The organism is Actinosynnema sp. NPDC091369, from assembly GCF_044757065.1.
Taxonomy (GTDB): Bacteria; Actinomycetota; Actinomycetes; order Mycobacteriales; family Pseudonocardiaceae; genus Actinosynnema.
The window spans coordinates 861,635-882,453 of sequence record NZ_JBIVUG010000001.1 but is presented as its reverse complement, the minus strand read 5'-3'; the positions used below and the strand labels follow the sequence as shown (position 1 = coordinate 882,453).

20 protein-coding genes and 2 tRNA genes are annotated in these 20,819 nt (G+C 72.1%); 17 read left to right on the top strand and 5 right to left on the bottom strand.

Going from position 1 to position 20,819, the window contains the following annotated elements; translation table 11 throughout:
- Positions 1-139 precede the first annotated feature (139 nt).
- Both ACIQMJ_RS04340 and ypfJ read left to right on the top strand, forming a co-directional pair.
- On the top strand, positions 140-1,873 hold the full coding sequence (locus ACIQMJ_RS04340; protein WP_499759555.1) for a bifunctional metallophosphatase/5'-nucleotidase: 1,734 nt from the start codon (positions 140-142) through the stop codon (positions 1,871-1,873).
- Between the two features lie 558 nt (positions 1,874-2,431).
- Positions 2,432-3,334, top strand: coding sequence for a KPN_02809 family neutral zinc metallopeptidase (ypfJ, locus tag ACIQMJ_RS04335; protein WP_499759554.1), 903 nt, complete (start codon positions 2,432-2,434; stop codon positions 3,332-3,334).
- A 24-nt stretch (positions 3,335-3,358) separates the two neighbouring features.
- On the opposite strand, the gene ACIQMJ_RS04330 is transcribed toward ypfJ, so the two are convergent.
- Positions 3,359-3,793, bottom strand: coding sequence for a MarR family winged helix-turn-helix transcriptional regulator (locus tag ACIQMJ_RS04330; protein WP_499759553.1), 435 nt, complete (start codon positions 3,791-3,793; stop codon positions 3,359-3,361).
- A gap of 82 nt (positions 3,794-3,875) precedes the next feature.
- Between ACIQMJ_RS04330 and ACIQMJ_RS04325 the strand changes: the two genes are divergently transcribed.
- Complete coding sequence (locus ACIQMJ_RS04325; protein ID WP_499759552.1) at positions 3,876-4,835, top strand: hypothetical protein; 960 nt, start codon at positions 3,876-3,878, stop codon at positions 4,833-4,835.
- A gap of 120 nt (positions 4,836-4,955) precedes the next feature.
- A complete protein-coding gene (locus ACIQMJ_RS04320) occupies positions 4,956-5,705 on the top strand; it encodes a sulfite exporter TauE/SafE family protein (protein WP_499759551.1) in 750 nt (249 codons plus the stop codon).
- 23 nt (positions 5,706-5,728) lie between these two features.
- On the opposite strand, the gene hisC is transcribed toward ACIQMJ_RS04320, so the two are convergent.
- A complete protein-coding gene (gene hisC / locus ACIQMJ_RS04315; protein WP_499759550.1) occupies positions 5,729-6,796 on the bottom strand; it encodes a histidinol-phosphate transaminase in 1,068 nt (355 codons plus the stop codon).
- A 121-nt stretch (positions 6,797-6,917) separates the two neighbouring features.
- On the opposite strand from hisC, the gene ACIQMJ_RS04310 reads away from it, so the two are divergent.
- The 12 genes from ACIQMJ_RS04310 to ACIQMJ_RS04255 all read left to right on the top strand — a co-directional run bounded on the left by ACIQMJ_RS04310 (position 6,918) and on the right by ACIQMJ_RS04255 (position 16,108).
- Positions 6,918-7,595: a dienelactone hydrolase family protein gene (locus ACIQMJ_RS04310; RefSeq protein ID WP_499759549.1), complete on the top strand. Its 678-nt coding sequence runs from the start codon at positions 6,918-6,920 to the stop codon at positions 7,593-7,595.
- Between the two features lie 160 nt (positions 7,596-7,755).
- Complete coding sequence (locus tag ACIQMJ_RS04305; protein ID WP_499759548.1) at positions 7,756-8,367, top strand: hypothetical protein; 612 nt, start codon at positions 7,756-7,758, stop codon at positions 8,365-8,367.
- Positions 8,367-9,746, top strand: a complete 1,380-nt coding sequence (locus tag ACIQMJ_RS04300) for a PPE domain-containing protein (RefSeq protein WP_499759547.1) — start codon at positions 8,367-8,369, stop codon at positions 9,744-9,746. The genes ACIQMJ_RS04305 and ACIQMJ_RS04300 overlap by 1 nt, the downstream gene beginning before the upstream one ends.
- Positions 9,743-10,507, top strand: coding sequence for an ESX secretion-associated protein EspG (locus tag ACIQMJ_RS04295; RefSeq protein WP_499759546.1), 765 nt, complete (start codon positions 9,743-9,745; stop codon positions 10,505-10,507). The genes ACIQMJ_RS04300 and ACIQMJ_RS04295 overlap by 4 nt, the downstream gene beginning before the upstream one ends.
- Before the next feature lie 59 nt (positions 10,508-10,566).
- Entirely contained in the window at positions 10,567-12,564 is a 1,998-nt protein-coding gene (locus ACIQMJ_RS04290) for an acetoacetate--CoA ligase (RefSeq protein WP_499759545.1), read from the top strand.
- 117 nt (positions 12,565-12,681) lie between these two features.
- Positions 12,682-12,771, top strand: a tRNA-Ser gene (locus ACIQMJ_RS04285).
- Between the two features lie 39 nt (positions 12,772-12,810).
- A tRNA-Arg gene (locus tag ACIQMJ_RS04280) sits at positions 12,811-12,883 on the top strand.
- A 152-nt stretch (positions 12,884-13,035) separates the two neighbouring features.
- Positions 13,036-13,572, top strand: a complete 537-nt coding sequence (locus ACIQMJ_RS04275) for a SigE family RNA polymerase sigma factor (protein ID WP_499759544.1) — start codon at positions 13,036-13,038, stop codon at positions 13,570-13,572.
- Positions 13,562-14,416: a hypothetical protein gene (locus ACIQMJ_RS04270; RefSeq protein ID WP_499759543.1), complete on the top strand. Its 855-nt coding sequence runs from the start codon at positions 13,562-13,564 to the stop codon at positions 14,414-14,416. The genes ACIQMJ_RS04275 and ACIQMJ_RS04270 overlap by 11 nt, the downstream gene beginning before the upstream one ends.
- A gap of 88 nt (positions 14,417-14,504) precedes the next feature.
- On the top strand, positions 14,505-14,924 hold the full coding sequence (locus ACIQMJ_RS04265; RefSeq protein ID WP_499759542.1) for a hypothetical protein: 420 nt from the start codon (positions 14,505-14,507) through the stop codon (positions 14,922-14,924).
- Positions 14,925-15,149, top strand: coding sequence for a helix-turn-helix transcriptional regulator (locus ACIQMJ_RS04260; RefSeq protein ID WP_499630529.1), 225 nt, complete (start codon positions 14,925-14,927; stop codon positions 15,147-15,149).
- Entirely contained in the window at positions 15,146-16,108 is a 963-nt protein-coding gene (locus tag ACIQMJ_RS04255) for an NAD(P)-dependent alcohol dehydrogenase (RefSeq protein ID WP_499759541.1), read from the top strand. Before ACIQMJ_RS04260 ends, ACIQMJ_RS04255 begins: the two co-directional genes overlap by 4 nt.
- On the opposite strand, the gene ACIQMJ_RS04250 is transcribed toward ACIQMJ_RS04255, so the two are convergent.
- Positions 16,109-18,088 carry a glycosyl hydrolase family 28-related protein gene (locus ACIQMJ_RS04250; RefSeq protein WP_499759540.1) on the bottom strand — a complete coding sequence of 660 codons (1,980 nt, stop codon included), beginning with the start codon at positions 18,086-18,088 and terminating at the stop codon, positions 16,109-16,111.
- Between the two features lie 113 nt (positions 18,089-18,201).
- A complete protein-coding gene (locus ACIQMJ_RS04245) occupies positions 18,202-19,023 on the bottom strand; it encodes a serine hydrolase domain-containing protein (RefSeq protein ID WP_499759539.1) in 822 nt (273 codons plus the stop codon).
- 17 nt (positions 19,024-19,040) lie between these two features.
- Between ACIQMJ_RS04245 and ACIQMJ_RS04240 the strand changes: the two genes are divergently transcribed.
- Positions 19,041-19,937 (top strand): ribonuclease Z, encoded by an 897-nt coding sequence (locus tag ACIQMJ_RS04240; protein WP_499759538.1) that lies wholly within the window; start codon positions 19,041-19,043, stop codon positions 19,935-19,937.
- Here ACIQMJ_RS04240 and ACIQMJ_RS04235 read toward each other — a convergent pair.
- Complete coding sequence (locus tag ACIQMJ_RS04235) at positions 19,928-20,767, bottom strand: NAD-dependent epimerase/dehydratase family protein (RefSeq protein WP_499759537.1); 840 nt, start codon at positions 20,765-20,767, stop codon at positions 19,928-19,930. The genes ACIQMJ_RS04240 and ACIQMJ_RS04235 overlap by 10 nt on opposite strands.
- Positions 20,768-20,819 lie beyond the last annotated feature (52 nt).

Below are 20,819 nucleotides of genomic sequence, written 5' to 3'. Positions count from 1 at the left end.
AGTCACGCCACCAGGTTAAGCCGCGGATATCCGTTAACGGACGATCCACCGCCATGTCTGGTGTCGGTCAGCTCCGGCGGGCAAACTCCTGCGCCGTACCGCGCCCTCCTACCGGGGCGCCGCAGGGAGGACCCACCCCATGACCTCGTTCAGACGCACCGCGCAGCGCTCCGCCGCGCTCGCGGTCACCGCGGCGGCAGCGCTCGCGGTCACGCTCGCGCAGAACCCGGCGGCGGCCGACCGGGACGACCGCCCGGCGCGCACCGTCGACGTCCGCCTGATCGGCATCAACGACCTGCACGGCAACATCGAGCCGCCCACGGGTTCCTCGGGCCGCGTCACGCTGTCCGACGGCACGCAGGTGGAGGCGGGCGGCGCGGCGTACAACGCCACGCACATCCGCAACCTCCAGGCCGAGGTGCGCAACTCGGTGATCGTCGGCCAGGGCGACCTGATCGGCGCGTCGCCGATCGTGTCGGCGCTGTTCCACGACGAGCCGACGATCGAGGTCCTCAACCGGGTCGGCATGGACACCACGGCCGCGGGCAACCACGAGTTCGACGAGGGCTACCAGGAGCTCCTGCGGATGCAGCGCGGCGGGTGCCACCCGACCGACGGCTGCCAGTTCCGCGAGACCTACGGGGGCGCGGACTTCCCGATCCTCGGCGCGAACGTCACCCTCGCCGCGAACGACCGGCCGGCGCTGCCGCCGTTCTGGGTGGAGTTCCGCGACGGCGTGCCGATCGGGTTCATCGGCATGCCGCTGAAGGACGTGCCGATCCTGGTCGACCCGAACGGCATCAAGGAGCTGGAGTTCGGCGACGAGATCGCCGCCGCGAACCGGTACGCCGACCTGCTCAACTGGCTGGGCGTGAAGTCGATCGTGCTGCTGATCCACCAGGGCGACAACACCGCGGGCGGCGGCCCGGACGACTGCCGCACGGTCGCGGGCGGCCCCGGCCGCAAGATCGCCGAGCAGGTCAGCCCGAAGATCGACGCCGTGTTCTCCGGTCACAGCCACCAGCACTACAACTGCACGGTCACCGACCCGGCGGGCAACCCGCGACCGTTCATCGAGGGCCTGGCGTTCGGCCGCGAGCTGTCCGTGGTCGACCTGAAGATCGACAAGCGGACCCGCGAGGTCGTCCGCTCGGCCACGGTCGCGCGCAACCACGTCGTGACCAAGACCGTCGACCCGGACCGGGAGGTCCAGGACATCATCGACCTGGCCAAGTCGAAGTCCGGCCCGATCGCGAACCGCCCGGTCGGCACCATCGCGCAGGACATCCTGCGGGCGCAGAACGCGGCGGGCGAGTCCCCGCTCGGCAACCTGATCGCCGACTCGCAGCTGGCCGCCACCGCGGACAACGGCGCGGTGCTGGCGCTGATGAACCCGGGCGGCGTCCGGGACGACTTGGACTACGTCACCTCGTCCGCGAACGAGGGCGACGGCGTGGTGACCTACGGCGAGGTGTTCACCGTGCAGCCGTTCGGCAACATCCTGCAGACGGTGACGTTGAAGGGCTCGCAGATCAAGGCCGCGCTGGAGCAGCAGTGGCAGGTGGTCAACAACCAGCCGAAGCAGATCATCCTGCAGCCGTCGGCCGGCCTGACCTACTCGTGGTCGACGTCCGCGCCGATCGGCTCGAAGGTGTCGAACATCGTCCTGAACGGAACGCCGTTGGACCCGGACGCGAACTACCGCGTCACGATCAACAGCTTCCTCCAGGGCGGCGGTGACGGCTTCAGCGTGTTCACCGGCGGCACCGAGATCACCGGCGGCGGCATCGACCTGGACGCCTTCACCGCCTACCTGGCCGCCCACCCGAACACGGCCGCACCGGCGCTCGGCCGCATCGCCACGACGCCGTGACGTCACGCGCGGTGAGCGGGCTCCTCGTGGGTCCGCTCACCGCGCGTGCACGGCGGGCCCGCACCGCCCCACCGAGCCGGATGAATCTCATTTCACCAGTTCAGGGGCCTCTGCTCGGGTTGTGCGCCGGGCCGAGAAGGCGCATGCTCGAGACAGGACCTGCCACCGGCGGAACCCGAGCCGACCCGCCGGCGGCACGCCCGGAAGGGGTAGGTGGTGCGGTGCAGGTAAGTCCTCGCGGTGACGATCCGCGTTCGAACCGCAACCCCGCGGGCGGAGCGGTCTCCAGACCGGCCCGATCGCGAACGCGAGCGGTTCCGACGAGGTTTCGAGCGCACGGCGCCACCGGCGCCATCGCCGCGCTTGACGATGTTGACCCGGGAGTAGAGTCAGGGCGCCGTCTCCACCGTCGGCGCCGCCCGTGGTCCACGCCGACCTCGTGACGCAGGTTTCGTCACTTCCACATGGGAAAACCCGGGTGCGGTGCCCCGACGTCGGGCCCCGCACCCGGGGCTTGTGCTGTCCGGGTTCGGTGCGCACAGACCGGGAGGAGTCGAGGTGCAGTTCAACGAGAACGCCGAGCTGGACACGTCGCAGGTCAGTGACCAGCGGGGGGTGGGTGGCCGGGTCGCCCTGGGCGGCGGCGGGCTGGGCATCGTCGGCCTGATCCTCTACTTCGTGCTCTCCCAGCTCGGCGGCGGCGCGCAGCTGCCGACCGGCTCCGGGTTCAACGACGTCGGCCAGGGGCAGCAGGTCGGGTCGGAGGCCATCAAGGAGAAGTGCCGGACGGGCGCGGACGCCAACCGCGAGTCGGACTGCCGCGCGGTGGCGTTCATCAACTCGATCCAGGGCTACTGGTCCGACCAGTTCGCCCGCTCGGGCAAGACCTACCAGCCCGCGCAGACCAACTTCTTCTCCGGCAGCGTGTCGACCCGCTGCGGCAGCGCGTCGTCCGCGGTGGGGCCGTTCTACTGCCCGGCGGACGCGCAGGTCTACATCGACCTGGGCTTCTTCCAGGAGATGCAGCAGAAGTTCGGCGCGACCGGCGGCCCGTTCGTCGAGGCGTACATCCTGGCCCACGAGTACGGCCACCACGTGCAGAACCTGCTGGGCACGTCGGACCGGGTGAACCACGACTCCGGGCCGACGTCGGGTTCGGTGCGGCTGGAGCTGCAGGCCGACTGCTACGCGGGCGCCTGGGCCAACCACGCGGAGACCGTGCCGACCTCGTCCGGCCAGCCGCTGATCACCGGCGTGACGCAGGACGACGTGAACGCGGCGCTGGACGCGGCGTCCCGCATCGGCGACGACTTCATCCAGGGCGAGCTGGGCGGCGGCCAGGTCGACACGACCAAGTTCACCCACGGCACGTCGGCGCAGCGGCAGAAGTGGTACACGACCGGCTACCAGACGGGTGACCCGGCGCGCTGCAACACGTTCGACACGAACAACCTGGGCTGAGCCGGACCGCGCGCCGCGGTCACCTCACGGCTGCCCGGTCAGGGCCTTCGAGCAGCGCGCCAGCAGCGCCCGCAGCGTCTCCCGCTCGTCGGCGCTGAACTCGTCGGCGAGCCGCCGCTCCACCGCGGACGCCCGCTCGTCGGCCACCTCGAACGCCGCGCGCCCGGCCTCGGTCAGGCGCGTCTCCAGCACGTTGCGGTGCACCTCGTGCGGCACGCGGGCGATCAGGTCGGCGGCTTCCAGGTTGCGCAGGATCGTGGTCATCGTCTGCGGCGTCACGCGGCAGCGCCGGGCCAGCTCGGCGGCCGACACGCCGGGGTGGTCGTTGAGCACCAGCAACGCGGCGTACTGGGCCACGGTCAGCCCGGCCGGCCGCACGGCCTGCTGCTTGACCAGCATCAGCTCGTGCTCGACCCGCTTGATGTCGCCGCCCAGGCGCTCCTCGAACGGCATTCCCATGCCCCGATCGTAAAGTGCGTTGACGGCTATCAGAGCTCTGATCTAACTTCGTACACGTATTTCGACAAGTGGACGGAGCAACATGCGCTTCCTGATGGTCCTCGCGCTGGTGGTCCTCACCGCCACCCCGGCCGCGGCCGCCCCCGCGCCGGACGTGATCACCGGCCGATCCGCCGAGCTGCACCCCGAGGGCATCGCCTGGGACCCGCTGCGGCACGCGTTCCTGCTCGGCTCGCTGCGCCGCGGCACGGTCGAGGTGGTCCGCGACGGCACCACGAAGACCCTGATCAGCGACCCGCGGATGGTGTCGGTGTTCGGCGTGCACGTGGCCCGCGGCCGGGTCTACGTCGCGTACGGCGACATGGGCCTGGGCCACCGGTCCAGCCCGGACACCACCTACAAGTCCTCCGGGCTGGGGGTCTTCGACCTCGCCACCGGACGTCCGCTGCACGTGGTGGACCTCGCCATCGGCCCCGGCCGGCACAGCGCCAACGACGTCGCCGTCGACCACGCGGGCACCGCCTACGTCACCGACCCGGCCACCGACGCGCTCTACCGGGTCGACCGCGACGGCCGCGCCGACGTGCTGGTCCGCGACCCGCGGCTGGGCAGCGACACCATCGGCCTGAACGGGATCGCCTGGCACCCCAAGGGCTTCGTGCTCGCCGTCCGCTACGACACGGGCGCGCTGTTCAAGATCACCCGTTCCGGCCGGATCTCGGAGGTGGCCCTGGACCGTCCGCTGGTCGGCGGCGACGGCGTGGACCTGCGCCCGGACGGCACGCTCGCCGTGGTCACCAACTCCCTGGGCGCGCCCGGTGAGGCGGCGGTCAGCGTCCTGCGCTCGTCCGACGACTGGAACACCGCCCGCACCACCCACCGCACCGCGCCGTGGGGCGACGACGAGCCGACCACGATCGCCCGGTCGCCGCGCGGCAGCTACGTGGTCGACGGCGACCTCGGCGCGCTGGTCAGCGGCACGGGGACGTCGGACGCCTACACCCTGCGCAGGCTCGACGAGACGCCCCGGCGCACGGGGTGATCGCGGTCGGGCCCCGGGTAAACCCGTGATCGGCGGGACGCGGTGTCGCAAGTGCCACACCGCGTCCCGCCGCACGCGGTGTTAGCGTCGCTGACCAACTGCGAGACCAGGGGAGTGGCCGTGACGGCGCTGGAGGCGATCGTCGTCGTCCTGGCCGGTGTGTTCGCCGGTGGGATCAACACGGTGGTGGGTTCGGGCACCCTGGTGACGTTCCCGGTGCTGATGGCCGTCGGGTACCCGCCGGTGGTGGCCAACGTGTCCAACAGCCTGGGCCTGGTGCCGGGCTCGCTCAGCGGCGCGTTCGGCTACCGGCGCGAGCTGACCGGGCAGGCGGACCGGGTGAAGCGGCTGCTGCCCGCCTCGGTGCTGGGCGCCGTGGTCGGCGCGATCCTGCTGGTCGTGCTGCCGGAGGACGCGTTCTCGGCGATCGTGCCGGTGCTGATCGCGATCGCGCTGGTGCTGGTGGTCGCCCAGCCGTGGCTCAACCGCAAGCTCGCCGAGCGGGAGCGGCACGAGCACGGCGGGGTCGCGCTGTGGATCGGCGTGTTCTTCGCGGGCATCTACGGCGGCTACTTCGGCGCGGCCCAGGGCGTGCTGGTCATGGGTCTGATGGGCGTGCTGATGAACGAGCACATCCAGCGGATGAACGCCCTGAAGAACGTGCTGACCGCGTTCGTGAACCTGGTCGCGGGCGTGCTGTTCATCTTCATCGCCGACGTGGCGTGGCTCGCCGTGCTGCTGCTGGCGATCGGCTCGGTCGTCGGCGGCCAGCTCGGCGCGAAGGTCGGCCGCCGACTCCCACCCGCCGCGCTGCGCGCGGTGATCGTCGTGGTGGGAGTCGTGGCCATCACCCAGATCCTCACCCGCTGAAGGTGCTCACCCGCTGAGGATCGTCACCCGCTGAACGACTTCGCGGCGGCCAGGAACGCGTCGTTCTCCTCCGGCTCGCCGATCGTGACGCGCGCCCCGTCGCCCGCGAACGCCCGCACGACCACCTTGTGCGCCAGGCAGTGCTCGTTGAACGCCGCGGTCCGCTCGCCCAGCGGCAGCCACACGAAGTTCGCCTGCGACTCGGGCACCTCGAACCCGGCGGCCAGCAGCTCGCCGCGCACCCGGGCCCGTTCGGCCACGATCGCCCGGCACCGCGCCATCAGCTCGTCCTCGGCGTCCAGCGACGCCAGCGCGGCGACCTGCGCCAGCGCGTTCACGCTGAACGGCACGTAGACCTTGCGCAGCGTCTCGGCCACCGCGGGCGAGGCCACCGCGTAGCCGACGCGCAGCCCGGCCAGCCCGTAAGCCTTGGAGAACGTGCGCAGCACGGCCACGTTGTCCCGACCGGCCGCCCACTGCCGCTTCGCCAGCTCGACGCCGTCCGGCACGTCCGGGTCGTCCACGAACTCCTTGTACGCCTCGTCGATCACGACGAGCACGTCCGACGGCACGCGCTCGATGAACCGCTCGATGTCCGCCGCGCGCAACGCCGTCCCGGTCGGGTTGTTGGGGTTGCACACGAACACCAGGCGCGTCTTCGGCGTGATCGCACCCGCCATGGCGTCGAGGTCGAGACCGTGGCCCGGTGTCAGCGGCACCCGCTGCTGCCCGGCGCCGACGACCGCGGTGATGATCGGGTACGCCTCGAACGAGCGCCACGCGAACACCACCTCGTCGGCCTCGGTGCAGGTCGCCTGCACGAGCTGCTGGCACAGCGTCACCGAGCCGCAGCCCACGGCCACCTGCTCCGCCGGCACGCCGAGCTTGTCCGCCAGTCGCGCCACGAGGTCGGTGGCGGCGGTGTCGGGGTAGCGGTTCACGGCGGTGGCCGCGTCCGCGATCGCCCGCACCACGCTGGGCAGCGGTCCGGCCGACACCTCGTTGCTGGCCAGCTTGATCGCGCCGGGGATCGTCTTACCGGGCACATATCCGGGCAGCGCGACGAGGTCGGCGCGGGTTCGCACGGTCATCCAAGGACTCCCTTCGGGGTTCTGGGCCGGACGTTATCCGGTGATAGACCCGGATGGGGCATACCCGCCGTACGGATGCTCACGTTGACTGCCGTTCACCCCCACGTGGAAGGGTTGGCCCATGACTGCTACCCGCACCGAGACGCTCTCGCTCACCGACGGCCGCGAGCTGAGGCTGACCGTCGCCGAGCCGGAGAACGCCGTCCGCGGCGGCCTGGTCGTGCTGCACGAGGCGCGTGGCGTGACCGACACCGTGCGCGGGTTGGTGAGCGGACTGGCCGCCGAGGGGTGGCTCGCGGTGGCGCCGCACCTGTACGACGAGGTGTCCGGTGACGAGGCGCCCGCCATGGTGAGCGGGCTGTCCGGTGAGGACGTGCTGGCCGACACCGACGTCGCGTTCGTCTGGTTGGGCCAGCACGGCGTGAGCCATGACCGGATGGGCGTCATGGGCTTCGACCTGGGCGGATCGGTCGCGATGGTGGTTGCGGGAAGCCGAACCGTCGGTGCCGCGGTGACCGTCGGGGGCGGCGGGATCCTGGAACCGCTGGCCGAGGGGCTGCCGTCGCTGGTGGAGGTCGCGGAGGAGCTGACCTGCCCGTGGCTCGGCCTGTACGGCGACGACGACGCCGAGATCCCGTTCGACGACGTGGAGAAGTTGCGCGACGCCGCGGCGGCGGCGCCCGTGGCGACCGACGTGGTCCGGTACACCCACACCGGCCACCGGTTCGACACCACGCCGGAGGTCAACGCGGAGGCTTGGCAGCGGGCGTTGAACTGGTTCGACTCACATCTTCGCTAAGCCTCTGGTCGGCGGCTTGGAACCGAACGGGCTTCCCGGTACATCTAAGGAGGGCGTCCGGAACGCCTGATTTCCGATCGTCGTCGGCTAACGCGCGGTGAGCCCGCGGCGAATCGCAGTGCAGGGGGTAGTGATGAGCGACGGGAACACGGTTCCACTCGTGGGAGCGCAGACGGTGCGGATCCCGCCTGGCTTCACGCCGTCCGCGGCGCCGCAGCCCGCGGTCGTGGCGGACGCGCCGGCCGTTGCCGCGCCCACCGTCGCGCCACCACCACCCGCCGCGGCGCCACCGGCCGCGCCACCGCCCTCCGACGCGACCGTGACGCTGCCCGCCGCGGCCGTGGCCGAGGTGTCCAAGCCCGCCCCGGAGAGCTTCGCGAAGGCCGCGCAGACCGACCTGGACAAGGCCACCACCGCGCTGGGCGCGGTGGACAAGGAGTCGGTCCAGCTCGACTTGGACAAGCAGGGCGTCGACGACCTGCTCAAGCTGATCTCCCAGGCGCGCAGCCTGGTCGACTCCGTGCACGGCCGCGCGGTCAACAACCTCGACGTCGAGCTCAAGTTCGGCAACAACTGGGTGAGCGACGCGATCAGCAGGCGGCTGCGCGAGGTGGCCGTGGGCAACGAGGAGTCGGCGGTCAACGTGATCGGCGACTTCATGCAGGTGCTCTTCGAGGTCGAGGAGACCATCCGCGACGCGGCGCGGAACCTGGAACGGGCCGACGACGAAGCTGCGGACGCCTTCGGAGCCGCAGGGGAGGCCAAGGGCTGATGGGCGACAACAAGCACGGCGGCAACCACGGCGGTGGCCAGGGCCACGGCGGCGGTCACGGCCAGGGGCACGGCGGTCACGGCGGTGGCGGCCAGGGTCACGGTGGTCAGGGTCACGGCGGCGGTCACGGCGGCGGTTACGGTGGCGGCCACCACGGCAACGGTCACGGCGGCGGTCAGGGGCACGACAAGCCCACCGACCTCGGCCAGAAGGTCGACTGGATGACCTACAGCCACCAGCAGCTGTGGGAGATGATCAACACCGGCGTCGACCTGAAGGCCGCGAGCAGCGCCCAGGCCGACTGGGCGGCCGTCAGCAAGGCGCTCGGCGAGGTGCAGGAGTACCTGGCCAAGGCGATCGGCCAGTCCAGCCAAGCCTGGACCGGCGAGTCGGCCGAGCGCGCCCGCGAGGCCCTGGAGTCGGTGGAGAAGTGGGCGCTGAACACCAGCGAGCACGCCGACAACGTGGCCAAGTGCATCGCCACCGAGATCGAGCACGTGCAGACGGCGCGCGAGATGATGCCGCCGCCCGCGCCCGCGCCGCCGGTCGTCACGCCGGTCGCCGACGTGTCGTCGGGTGCGGTCGCCACCCCGACCCCGGTCGCCGTGCCGCGCTCGCCGCTGATCCGCAACCAGCTCGTCGACGACCAGGGCCACCAGGCGCTGTCCCCGACGCTGCGGGACAGCCTGGTCAGCAGCCCCACGCGCACGCCGGGCGCGTTCACCGGCCTGGAGACCGTCGGCGCGCCCGCGCTGGACTCGGTCGCCACCGCCGACGCGACGCACCGCCAGGCCGCCGAGGTCATGGCGATGTTCCAGCTGAACTCCTACGAGGTCGACCGGACCGTGCCGTCGTTCGCCCCGCCGACCAACCCGCTCGCCCCGCCCCCTCCGCCGCCCGTGGTCGTCACGCCGACCCCGCCCACCCCGGACACCGGCGGCGGCGCGGGCGGCGGCAACCAGGTCGTGGTGAACAACCCCGGCGGCACGGCGAACCAGCGCCCCGGCAGCACGCCCGCCCAGTCCGGGCGCGGCGGCTTCACCGGCGGTCGCGGCGGTTTCGCCGGTCGCGGGGTCATGCCCACGCCCGTCGGCGCGTCCGGCGGCGGTGGCGGCGGACCGCTGGCCGGTCCGGGCGGCACCACGGGCGCCCTCGGCGGCGACCGCGGCGGCGCCAACCCCGGCAGCGTGACCAGCCAGTTCCAGGCGCCCAAGTCGGTGACGCCGCAGCACGGGATGATCGGCGCCGCACCGATGGCCGCACCGCCACCCGTCGCGACCGGCGGCGAGAAGGACCGCAACCGCCCCGGGTACCTGGAGGACGACGACAACGTCTTCGGCGTCGACCGCAAGGCCGCACCACCGGTGATCGGCCTGTGACCGACCGCGTCTTCCGGCTCAGCGAGATCGAGTTCTTCCTGCTCTGGCAGGCGGTCCACCGCGACGCCCACCCGGTGCCGCTCGGGACCAGGCACTTCGGCCACACCCAGCGCGAGCGGGACGCGTTGATCGAGACCGCGTCCCGCGACCTGGCCGCACGGGGCTTCGGCACCGTGCGGAGGCCGGACGAGGAGCTGTACGGGCTGCTGCGCGGCCTGGCCGAGTTCGAGGTCGGGCTGGAGGTGTTCTTCACCGTGCGCGGCGCCCAGGCGCGCGGCCTGGCCACCGCCGCGTGGCACGGCGCGTTCGCGGGCCGGCTCGGCAACCAGGTCCAGGTGACCGGGTTCCGGCCGACCGCGCTGGCCGCCACCACGGTCAACACCCTGCCGCCCGCGCCGCCGGGCAGCGGCCGTTCGGTGAACGTGCGCTGGGACGACTACCTGGCCGCGGGCCGGGCCGGGCAGGACGACGGCAGCGAGGGGTTCCTCGACGCGCTGCGGTCCGTCGGCCTGCGCGAGCCGGAGGCCAACACCCTGATGCGCGCCGTGACCACGCGCAGCGGTGGCGGTCAGGTCGGCGTGATCGCCCGCAACCGGGCGGGCTACCTGCATCCCACGGGCGCGGTCGTGTCGTGGCTGGACACCGAGGAGGGGCGCTACCTCGTGCGGCGGGACGACGGGTGGCTCGTCGTCGCGCCCGCGGACGCCCCGCGGCTGATCTCCGCGGTCGAGGGACTGGTGGCGAGCGCCGGCCGGAACTGATCCGGTGTGTGGATGCCAACTGTGGTTCCGGGCCGTCGCATCGGCTAGGAACTTCAGGTATGACCGAGATGCGTGCCGGCACCGCCGCCGGCGAGGCGGAAGTCCTCTGGCGCCCTGACCCCGACCGGGTCCAGGACAGCAGGATGGCCGCGTTCCGCTCCTGGCTGGCCTCCACCAAGGGCCTGGACCTGCCCGACTACGAGTCGCTGTGGCAGTGGTCCACCTCCGACCTGGAGGGGTTCTGGGGCGCGATCGCCGAGTTCTTCGAGGTGGTGTTCCACAGCGCGCCCACGCGCGTGCTGGAGGCGCCCGTGATGCCCGGCGCGTCCTGGTTCCCCGGCGCCACGCTCAACTACGCCGAGCACGCCCTCAGGGGCCCGGACGACGCCCTGGCGGTCGTGTTCCACCGCGAGGACGGGCTGTCGTCCCAACTCACCTACGGCGAGCTGCGCCGCCGGGTGGCCGCCGTGCGCGCCGGGTTCGAGTCGCTGGGCGTGCGGCGGGGTGACCGCGTGGTGGCGCTGGTGCCGAACTCGCCGGAGGCGCTGATCGCGTTCCTGGCGGCGGCCTCGCTCGGCGCGACCTGGTCGTCGTGCTCGCCGGACTTCGGCGCGCGGGCCATCGCGGACCGGTTCACCCAGATCTCGCCGACCGTGCTGGTGGCCGTCGACGGGTACCGGTACAACGGGCGGGCGTTCGACGTGCGGCCGACGGTGGAGAAGCTGAGGTCGGAGATCCCGTCCCTGCGCGCCACCGTGGTGGTCGACTACGTGGGCGGCACGCCGCTGCCCGGTGCCGTGACGTGGGACTCCCTGCTCTCCGCGCACGCCGACGCGCCCCTGGTGTTCGAGCCGGTGCCGTTCGACCACCCGCTGTGGGTGCTGTACTCGTCGGGCACGACCGGGCTGCCCAAGGGCATCGTCCAGGGGCACGGCGGGATCGTGCTGGAGCACCTGAAGATGCTGGCGCTGCACAGCGACCTCGGTCCGGGCGACCGGTTCTTCTGGTTCACCACCACCGGCTGGATGATGTGGAACTTCCTCGTCTCCGGCCTGCTGGTCGGCTCGACGATCGTGCTGTTCGACGGCAGCCCCGCGCACCCCGACCTGAACGTGCTGTGGCACCTGGCCGAGCAGCACCGCGTGACGTACTTCGGCACGTCCGCCCCGTACATCCAGTCCTGCCTGAAGGAAGACCTGCACCCGGCCGAGCGCCACGACCTGACGGGTCTGCGCGTGGTCGGCTCCACCGGCGCACCCCTGACGCCGGAGGGCTTCCGCTGGATCGCGTCGGCCGTCGGCCCGGACCTCCAGATCGCCTCGGTCTCCGGCGGCACCGACCTGTGCACCGCCTTCGTGGCCGCCGCGCCCGACCTGCCGGTCTGGCTGGGCGAGCTGTCGTGCCGGGCGCTGGGTGCCGCCGTGGAGTCGTACTCGGAGGCGGGCGAGCCCGTCGTCGAGGAAGTGGGCGAGCTGGTCATCACCAAGCCGATGCCGTCGATGCCGGTGTTCTTCTGGGGCGACGAGGACGGCTCGAAGCTGAGGGACGCCTACTTCTCCACGTTCGAAGGCGTCTGGCGGCACGGCGACTGGATCCGCATCACCGACCGAGGCTCGGCCGTCATCTACGGTCGCAGCGACTCCACCCTGAACCGCGGCGGCGTCCGCATGGGCACGAGCGAGTTCTACCGGGTCGTCGAGGGCATGCCGGGTGTCGTCGACTCCCTGGTGATCGACACCTCGGGCGCCGGCCGGACCGACGGCGAACTGCTGTGCTTCCTGGTCCTGGACGAGGACGTGGCCCTCCCCGACCTCGAACCGAAGCTGAAGTCCGAACTGCGCACCAACCTGTCCCCGCGCCACGTCCCGAACCGGTTCGTCGCCGTGGCCGAGATCCCGAGGACCCTCAACGGCAAGAAGTGCGAGGTGCCGGTGAAGAAGATCCTGGCCGGCACCCCACCGGAGCGCGCGGTCAGCCTGGACGCCCTGCGCAACCCGGCAGCCCTGGACCCATTCCTCGACCTGGCACGAGACCTACCTCACGTCAGCACCCCCTGAGGCCCCTCCAACGCCCCCCTCTGCACCCTCTGACCAGCGCGGATGCGGTTAAGAGGGGGGCGTTTTGCTAGAGCGGCGGGGGCATGTGTAATCTATGCGTCGTAGCCGAGGGCTCCGGGAGGCTTCGCCTAGTCTGGTCTATGGCGCCGCACTGCTAATGCGGTTTGGGTTTACCGCCCATCCCGGGTTCAAATCCCGGAGCCTCCGCAACACCCGGCCTCGGCCGGGTGACAACTGAAGAACGATGCGCTCGTAGCTCAACGGATAGAGCATCTGACTACGGATCAGAAGGTTGCAGGTTCGAATCCTGCCGAGCGCGCACCGATCGGGGCCCTGCGGATTATCCGCAGGGCCCCTGATCTATTCCGCCCACGCCCACTCGGGAACATGAGGCATGCGAACGTTCGGCGGGCGGTGGAAAAGTCGGGTGGTCTGACAACCCGGTAGGGCTGGGAGACGTTCCCCCTGGTTGTGTTCTTCAGACGGAGTAGCGGCGGGCTGCCTGATGCCCGCTTCGAGCAGTTCGTGCGCGCGCAGTCGCCCGGATTGCTGCGCCTGGCGTCGCTGCTGGTCCACGATCGCGGCCACGCCGAGGACCTGGTGCAGACCGCCCTGCTGCGGACGGCGCTGCGGTGGCACCGCGTGCTCGACCACCCCGAGGCGTACGTGCGGCAGGTGGTGGTCAACCTCGCCCGGGACCGGTGGCGGCGGGCGAAGCGGCGGGTGGCGGAGCAGCCGCTGGTCGACGTGACGGCGCCGCCCGATCCGGGTGACCACGCCCGACGCGTGGTGGACCAGCAGGTCTTGCAGCAGGCGTTGGCGGCGTTGCCTCAGCGGCAACGCGAGGTCGTGGTGCTGCGGTTCTTCGCCGACCTGTCCGTCGCCGAGACCGCGCAGACCATGGGCACGACCGAGGGGACGGTGAAGTCCCAGACCCACCGGGCGCTCTCGCTGTTGCGGCAGGCGCTCGGCTCCGAGACTTTCCAGGAGGCCAACGATGTCCACTGAGGACAGGCTCGACGACCCCTTCGTGCGTGACCTGCGCACGGCCCTGCGGTCGGGTGTGGAAGAGGTGCCGCCCGACCTGCTGCCCTCCCTCGCCAAGCGCTACACCCGGCGGGTCGCCGTGCGCCGCGCGGGGTTCGCGGCGGTGCCGGTCGTGCTGGCGCTGGTGGTCGGGATCGTGGCCGTGCGGCCGGAGGCCGGTCCGCACGACGTCGGCCAGGTCTCGTCCGCGGTCCCGGCGCCGCACGTGGACATCGCGCTGGTGGCGCGGGAGGTGACCACCGCGCTCGACGCCGTGGACGGCTGGGTCGTGCGGCGGGTCGCCATCGAGGAGTCCGGCAAGTACGGCAGGCCCGGCAGACCCGCCGTCTACGAGAACTACAGCCTCGGCGACGGCACGGCGTTCCGGTCGTCGATCTCGGTGGCCGGCGAGCCCGTCATGGACACCGGCATCGAGCGCGACGGCACCACCACCTCGGTCGACCACGTCAACCGGACCTGGCGGCGCACCGCGGGCTACTACGCCCCGGGAGAGGCGGTGGTGGACACGGACGTGCTGACCCCCGCGCGGATCAAGCGCGCGCTCGCCGACGGACGGTTGCGCGTCGTGGGCGAGGGTGAGCCGGTCGACGGTCGGCCCACCGTTCACCTGGAGGGCGACCTGGGGCTGCCGGCCGACCCGCCGGTGGGCCTCTGGGTCGACACCGGGACGTGGCTCCCCGTGCGGCAGGAGCACCTGCAGGACGACGGCGTGGGGCCCGCCGACCTGGAGTGGCTGCCGCCGACGCCGGAGAACCTGGGCAAGCTGCTCGCGCCGATCCCGGACGGGTTCGCCGAAGCCCGATGAAAGCCGCTGATGTCAAAGATGCTTGACATCAGGTTAAGCAGGGCTGACACTGACGATGTCAAGTTTTCTTTACATCGGAGGGTGGGCGATGTCGTACGAGGAGAAGGGCACCTTGGTGTACCTGGTGGTCAGCGCGCTGACCTACGTCGGGTACGTCGTGGTCGTACTCGGCCGTGCCGGTGACGGACCGGTGGTCGAGGCGGAGTACGTGGCGCCCCTGCTGTGGGCGATCGGGATCTCCATCGGCCTGGCCATCGTCGGGCGCATCGCGGTGGGGATCGCGAAGCCCAGCGAGAGCCACCGGGCCGATGCCCGGGACCGCGACATCCACCGGTTCGGTGAGCACGTGGCCAGCGTGGTGCTCGGCGTCGGCATGGTGCTGCCGCTCGGGCTCGCGATGGCGGAGGCGCCGCACTTCTGGATCGCCAACGCGATCTACGCCGTGCTCGTGGCGTGGTCCGTGTTCGGGGCGGCGGTCAAGCTCGTCGCGTACCGGCGGGGGTTCTGAGTGGGCAAGCCGACCAGGATCACCAACTCGATCCGCGCGCTCCGCTTCGCGCACGGCGAGATGACGCAGGCCGAGCTGGCCCGCCGACTCGACGTCACGCGCCAGACCGTCATCGCCATCGAGCAGGGCCGCTACTCGCCCTCGCTGGAGATGGCCTTCCAGATCGCCCGGGTGTTCGAGGTCCCGCTCGGCGACGTGTTCCAGTACCCGGAGGACGACTCATGAGAGCGATGACCCAGGACGCGTACGGCGTCCCCGAAGAAGTGCTGCGGCTCGACGACATCGACAAGCCGGAAGTCGGCGACGGCGAGGTGCTGGTGCGCGTCCGCGCGGCCGCGGTCTCCGGCTCCGACTGGCACATCCTGCGCGGCCTGCCCTACGCGGCACGGCCGGTGGTGGGGGTGCGGCGACCGCGCAACAAGGTGCCCGGCCTGGAACTCGCCGGCACGGTGGAGGCGGTCGGCGCCGGTGTGACCGCGATCCGGGTGGGCGACGAGGTGTTCGGGTGGTGTTCCGGCGCGTTCTGCGAGTACGTCGCCGTGCCCGAGGGCCAGGTGACGGTCAAGCCCGCGAACCTCACGCCGGAGCAGGCGGCGGCCGTGCCGATCGCCGGGTTCACGGCGTTGCAGGCGGTCCGGGACGCGGGGCGGGTCCGGGCGGGGCAGAAGGTGCTGGTGCTGGGCGCGTCGGGCTGCGTCGGCACGTACGCCGTGCAGCTGGCCAAGCACTACGGGGCCGAGGTGACCGCGGTGTGCGGGGCGGCGAAGGCGGGGATGGTCGCGGACCTCGGCGCGGACCACGTGCTCGACCACGCCGCCGGGCCGGTGACCGCGACCGGGTTCGACGTGGTGGTCGACCTGTTCGGCAACCCGTCCCTGCGCACGCTCAAGCGCCTGCTGAAGCCGGGCGGCACGGTCGCGCTCGTCGGCGGCACGGGCGGGCGGTGGTTCATGGGCACCGACCGGTGGTTCCGGGCGCTGGTGGCCGCGCCGTTCCTGGGCATCAAGGCTAGGCCGCTCGTGCACAAGGACCGGCTGGACGACCTGGTGCTGCTCCGCGACCTCGTCGAAGCAGGTGCGGTCACGCCCGTGCTGGACCGCACCTACCCGCTGGACGAGGCCGCGACCGCGATCGAGGACGTGCGGCGCGGCCGGGTGCGCGGCCACGCCGTCGTCACGCCCTAGTCACCACCGCGACGGCGCGGGCGGCGGCACGACCGCCGGCCGGTCGTCGCAGGTGATCGTGTTCGGCAGCAGCCACGGCGCGAGCCAGCCGTCGTTGCCACCCCGGTCGGTCAGCGCGAACTCCGAGCCGGTGGCCGGGAAGTGGAACGACCCGCAGTTGTTCACCGGCACCGCGCCGACGTTGCGGGCGTCGACGTTCTCGAACGACGCCGACCCGGCCGCACGCGCGCTCACCACCGACGTGCCCGTCCCGTCCACCCGGACGTCCCGGAAGTGCACGTTGGTGATCGAGTGCAGGTCCTTCACCGACCACTCGCTCACGAACATGATCGCGTTGTAGGTGTTGTCCAGGAAGTGGTTGCCGACCACCCGCACGTCCGCGTCGAGGTCCCGCTCCAGGGCGTAGAACCAGATCGCGCCCAGCCCGATCCTCCAGTTCGGCTCGAACGTCCCGGCCCGCGCGGTGGTGTTGTCGGTGATCAGGACCTGCCCGGTGAACGGTTGCGCGCCGAACCGCGAGCCGAGCTGGATGCCGCTGCCCTCGCGCACGGGGTCGGCGACCAGGTTGCCGACCACGGCGTTGTCCGTGCCGCCGTACAACGCGATCCCGTTGGCCAGCACGGGCGACTGCACGGTGTTGCGCTCGAACCGGTTGCGGGCGTTCTGCCGGTGCTCCGACCACATGGCCAGGCCGTCGTCACCGGTGTTGCGGATGAAGTTGTTGCGCACCACCGAATCCGTGACGCCGGTGTGGAAGTTCAGCGCGTCGGCGACCTGGTCGACCACGGTCGTGTCGGTGATCGACACGTTCGACATCGGACCGTCGAACCACAGGCCGACCTTGGTGTGGCGGATGTGCAGGCCGCGGATGGTGGAGTCGCTGAGGGCCCCGCCGATCCCGTTGACCTGGTCGGTGTCGATCCGCTCGCGCACGTCGCCCTCGATGGCGAACCCGCGCAGGTGGACGTCGTGGCTGCCGCCCTCGGCCGCGGGTTTGCCGTAGAAGCCGACTCCGGTGTGGACGGAGCCGTCCGGCGCGGGGGTCGGGAGGGCGACCTCCCGGCCCTTGACCACGGTGTGCCAGTTGCCCGCGCCCTCGATGGTCACGTCGTCCACGACGACGTGCCGGTTGACCTGGAACGTGCCGGGCGGCAGGTACACCGGGAGCCGGTGGCGCCGGGCGAACGCGATGGCGCGGTCGAGGGCGTCGGCCGAGTCGCGCCGGCCGGTCGGGTCCGCGCCGAACAGCAGCACGTTGGCCGCGACCGGGTTGACGTGCGGCGCGGCCACCAGCTCGGTGTCCAGCAGGTCGATCACGGTCCACTCGGCGTTCGTGCCGGCGGGCGCGGTGAGGCGGACGCGGTCGCCGGCGCGGTGGGTCCGGCCGAGCTTCAGGCGCTGCTCGTCGTAGAAGTGGCTGGGGCGGAACGGCTTGTGGACGACCGGAGCGGGCGTGGTCCGGGACGGCACGCACGCGCACTCGGTGATCCACCAGTCCGGGTGCAGCAGGTCGGCGTTCGGGTCGTTGGTGAAGGGGTACTGGTTGTAGAGCCACGAGTACTGCGAGGTGAGCGTCATCGTCCGGCGGTGGCCGCCGTTCACCGTCACGTCCAGGGGCGCGGTGATGCCGCCGCCGGTCGGCGCGTCCGGGATGCTGTAGCGGACGGTGATCGCGTTGGCGGCGGCGGGCAGGGTGAACTCGACGTGCTCGCCGGGCGCGAGCCGGACCGCCTTCCGACCGGAAGCCTCGGACGGCAGCGTGTACGCCGTGCGGTCCGGTCCGATGACCGTGCCGGTCGTGGCCGCGTTCTCGGCTTCCTGCTCGACGAACGCGACGTCCGCGCCCCGGCCCGCGACGAGCGCCGGGTCGAGCGCGGCCCTGGTGACGACGGGCGCGGGCGCGGCCTGGGCGGCGGGCGTCGCGAGCCCGGCCGCCACCACCGCCACGACCAAGCCGAACCTGGCAGACATCCGCGGCATCGGGATCTCGTTTCTCTCGCGACGGCAGGGCGACGTGACCCTAGGCGGGCTGTGCGCTGCATCACAAGAGGTTGTCGAGAAATTGCGCGAATCAGTCGGCTACTTGCACACGTTCACCGGGTGCGGCCCAGCTCCGCCAGCACGCCGTCGGTGAACGCGGGCCACGCCGCCACGGCCCACTCGCCGAAGTTCCGGTCGGTCAGCGCCACGCAGGCCACGCCGGCGTCCGGGTCCACCCACAGGAACGTGCCGCTCTGCCCGAAGTGCCCGGCCGTGCGCGGTGAACTGGCCGACCCCGTCCAGTGCGGCGACTTCGCCGCCCGGATCTCGAACCCGAGGCCCCAGTCGTTCTCCTTCTGGAGCCCGAACCCCGGCAGCACGCCGCGCAGCCCCGGGAACGCCACCGTCGTCGCCTCGGCCACCAGCTCGGCCGAGACCAGCTTCGGCGCCTGCACCTCCGCCGCGAACCGCACCAGGTCCGACACCGTGGACACCCCGCCCGCGCCCGCCGAGCCGGTCAGCTCCGACGACGCCATGCCCAGCGGCTCGAACACCGCCTCCGCCAGGTACCGCGCGAACGGGATCTCCGTCGCCGCCGCCACGAAGTCCGCGAGCACCTGGAAGCCGGTGTTGGAGTAGATCCGCTTGGTCCCCGGCGCCGCCTGGACGTCGGCCGAGTCGAAGGCCAACCCGGACGTGTGCGCGATCAGGTGCCGCACCGTCGACCCCTCGGGCCCGGCCGGCTGGTCCCACTCGACCGCGCCCTCCTCCACCGCCACCAGCACCGCGTACGAGGTCAGCAGCTTGGTCACCGACGCCAGCGGGAACCGGTGGTCGACCGGCCCGTGCGCGCCCAGCACCTCGCCCCGCGCGTCCACCACGGCCGTCGCCGCGGTGTCCACCGGCCACGACGACACCGCCTGCAAGCTCTCCATGCCGCAGACTCTGCCACGTGTCACCACGAGAGCTGGTCGTGCTCGGCACCTCGAGCCAGGTGCCCACCCGGACCCGCAACCACAACGGCTACCTGCTGCGCTGGGACGCCGAGGGCTTCCTGTTCGACCCCGGCGACGGCACGCAGCGGCAGATGGTCCGCGCGGGCGTGGCCGCCACCGACATCACCAGGCTGTTCATCACGCACTTCCACGGCGACCACTGCCTCGGCGTGCCGGGCGTGGTGCAGCGCATGTCCCTCGACCGCGTGCCGCACACCGTGCACGCGCACTTCCCGGCCGAGGGCGCGGAGTACTTCGACCGGCTGCGGCACGCCAGCTCGTTCCACGACGTCGCGGACGTGCGCGGCCACCCCGTCACCGGGCCGGGTGTGCTCGCCGAGGGGCCGTTCGGCCGGCTGGAGGCGCGCCGGCTCGACCACTCCCTGCCCGCCTACGGCTACCGCCTGGTCGAACCGGACGGCCGCACGATGCTCCCCGAAGAGCTGGCCGCCCGCGGCATCCGGGGCCGCGCGATCCGCGACCTCCGACCGCCGCTGCTGGACGAGGTGAGCGTGCCGCGCCGGGGGCAGCGGTTCGCCTTCGTGATGGACACCCGGCTGTGCGACGGCGTGTTCGAGCTCGCCGACGGCGCGGACATGCTGGTCATCGAGTCCACCTACCTGCACGCGGACGAGGCGCTGGCGGTCGAGCACGGCCACCTGACCGCGCGCCAGGCGGCGACGGTCGCGGCCGGGTGCGGCGTGCGCAAGCTCGTCCTCACCCACTTCTCGCAGCGCTACACCGAACCCCGGCTGTTCCACGACGAGGCCGCCGAGGTGTTCGACGGCGAGATCGTGGTCGCCGCCGACCTCGACCGCGTGCCGCTGCCCAAGCGGCGTGACGCTCAGGTCTGAGGCAGCGCCTCGGCCGCCCACTGGTCGCGGACCAGGGTGTCGAGGTCCGAGCAGGTCGGCCGCCAGCCCCACGCGCGCAGCCGGGTCGTGTCCGCGCGCAGCTCGCGCGCCTCTCCGGGGTGCGCGGGCCGCCGCACGACCGGCACCTCCCGGCCGCTCACCCGATCCACGGCGGCCAGCACGTCGGCCACGCTCGCGGGGGTCGCGCCCACGTTGAGCGCCGCGTACCCCTCCTCCGCGCGCTCCACCGCCGTCACGAACGCCCGCGCCACGTCCCGCACGTGCACGAAGTCCCGCACCGCCGACCCGTCGCCGAACACCTCCATCGGCGGCAGCCGCCCGGACGCCACCCCGCACGCCCTGGTGATCACGCGCGTGTCGTCGGAGTCGCCGCCGCCCGCGACGTTGAACAACCGCAGCGCCACCCCGCGCACCCCACCCGCACCGGCGGCCCACGCCAGCACGTCCTCGGCGGCGGCTTTCGACGCCGCGTAGGGGTTGACCGGCGCGCGGGGGCAGTCCTCGCCGATCGCGGCGACTCCCGGTGACCCGTACACGCCCGCCGTGGACGCCAGCACGAACCGGGGCGGCGGCGACCGCAGCAGGTTCACCGTGCCGCCGACGTTCACGTCGTAGTACCGCACGGGGTCGTCGAACGACTCCCGCACCCGCGTCAGCCCGGCGAGGTGCACGACCGCGTCGACCGGTGCCGCGGCCGAGCCGACCCGGACATCACCCGAAAAGGGGACAGGAGTGTGGCCCGCGGCGGCCAACTCCGCCAAGACCACTCGTCCGACGTACCCGGATGACCCGGTGACCAGAACGCGCATGGCGACATCCCAGCACGTCCGACCGGGCGATCACGTCCCTGAACTCGGTGCA

What these genes read in the sequence shown, in the direction of transcription:
- ACIQMJ_RS04300 (WP_499759547.1), top strand. Translation starts at nt 8,367, where the DNA reads ATGGGCGACAACAAGCACGGCGGCAACCACGGCGGTGGCCAGGGCCAC.
- ACIQMJ_RS04270 (WP_499759543.1), top strand. Translation starts at nt 13,562, where the DNA reads ATGTCCACTGAGGACAGGCTCGACGACCCCTTCGTGCGTGACCTGCGC.
- ACIQMJ_RS04255 (WP_499759541.1), top strand. Translation starts at nt 15,146, where the DNA reads ATGAGAGCGATGACCCAGGACGCGTACGGCGTCCCCGAAGAAGTGCTG.
- ACIQMJ_RS04265 (WP_499759542.1), top strand. Translation starts at nt 14,505, where the DNA reads ATGTCGTACGAGGAGAAGGGCACCTTGGTGTACCTGGTGGTCAGCGCG.
- ACIQMJ_RS04325 (WP_499759552.1), top strand. Translation starts at nt 3,876, where the DNA reads ATGCGCTTCCTGATGGTCCTCGCGCTGGTGGTCCTCACCGCCACCCCG.
- ACIQMJ_RS04245 (WP_499759539.1), bottom strand. Translation starts at nt 19,023, where the DNA reads ATGGAGAGCTTGCAGGCGGTGTCGTCGTGGCCGGTGGACACCGCGGCG.
- ACIQMJ_RS04340 (WP_499759555.1), top strand. Translation starts at nt 140, where the DNA reads ATGACCTCGTTCAGACGCACCGCGCAGCGCTCCGCCGCGCTCGCGGTC.
- hisC (WP_499759550.1), bottom strand. Translation starts at nt 6,796, where the DNA reads ATGACCGTGCGAACCCGCGCCGACCTCGTCGCGCTGCCCGGATATGTG.
- ACIQMJ_RS04290 (WP_499759545.1), top strand. Translation starts at nt 10,567, where the DNA reads ATGACCGAGATGCGTGCCGGCACCGCCGCCGGCGAGGCGGAAGTCCTC.
- ACIQMJ_RS04235 (WP_499759537.1), bottom strand. Translation starts at nt 20,767, where the DNA reads ATGCGCGTTCTGGTCACCGGGTCATCCGGGTACGTCGGACGAGTGGTC.
- ACIQMJ_RS04250 (WP_499759540.1), bottom strand. Translation starts at nt 18,088, where the DNA reads ATGCCGCGGATGTCTGCCAGGTTCGGCTTGGTCGTGGCGGTGGTGGCG.
- ACIQMJ_RS04330 (WP_499759553.1), bottom strand. Translation starts at nt 3,793, where the DNA reads ATGGGAATGCCGTTCGAGGAGCGCCTGGGCGGCGACATCAAGCGGGTC.
- ACIQMJ_RS04310 (WP_499759549.1), top strand. Translation starts at nt 6,918, where the DNA reads ATGACTGCTACCCGCACCGAGACGCTCTCGCTCACCGACGGCCGCGAG.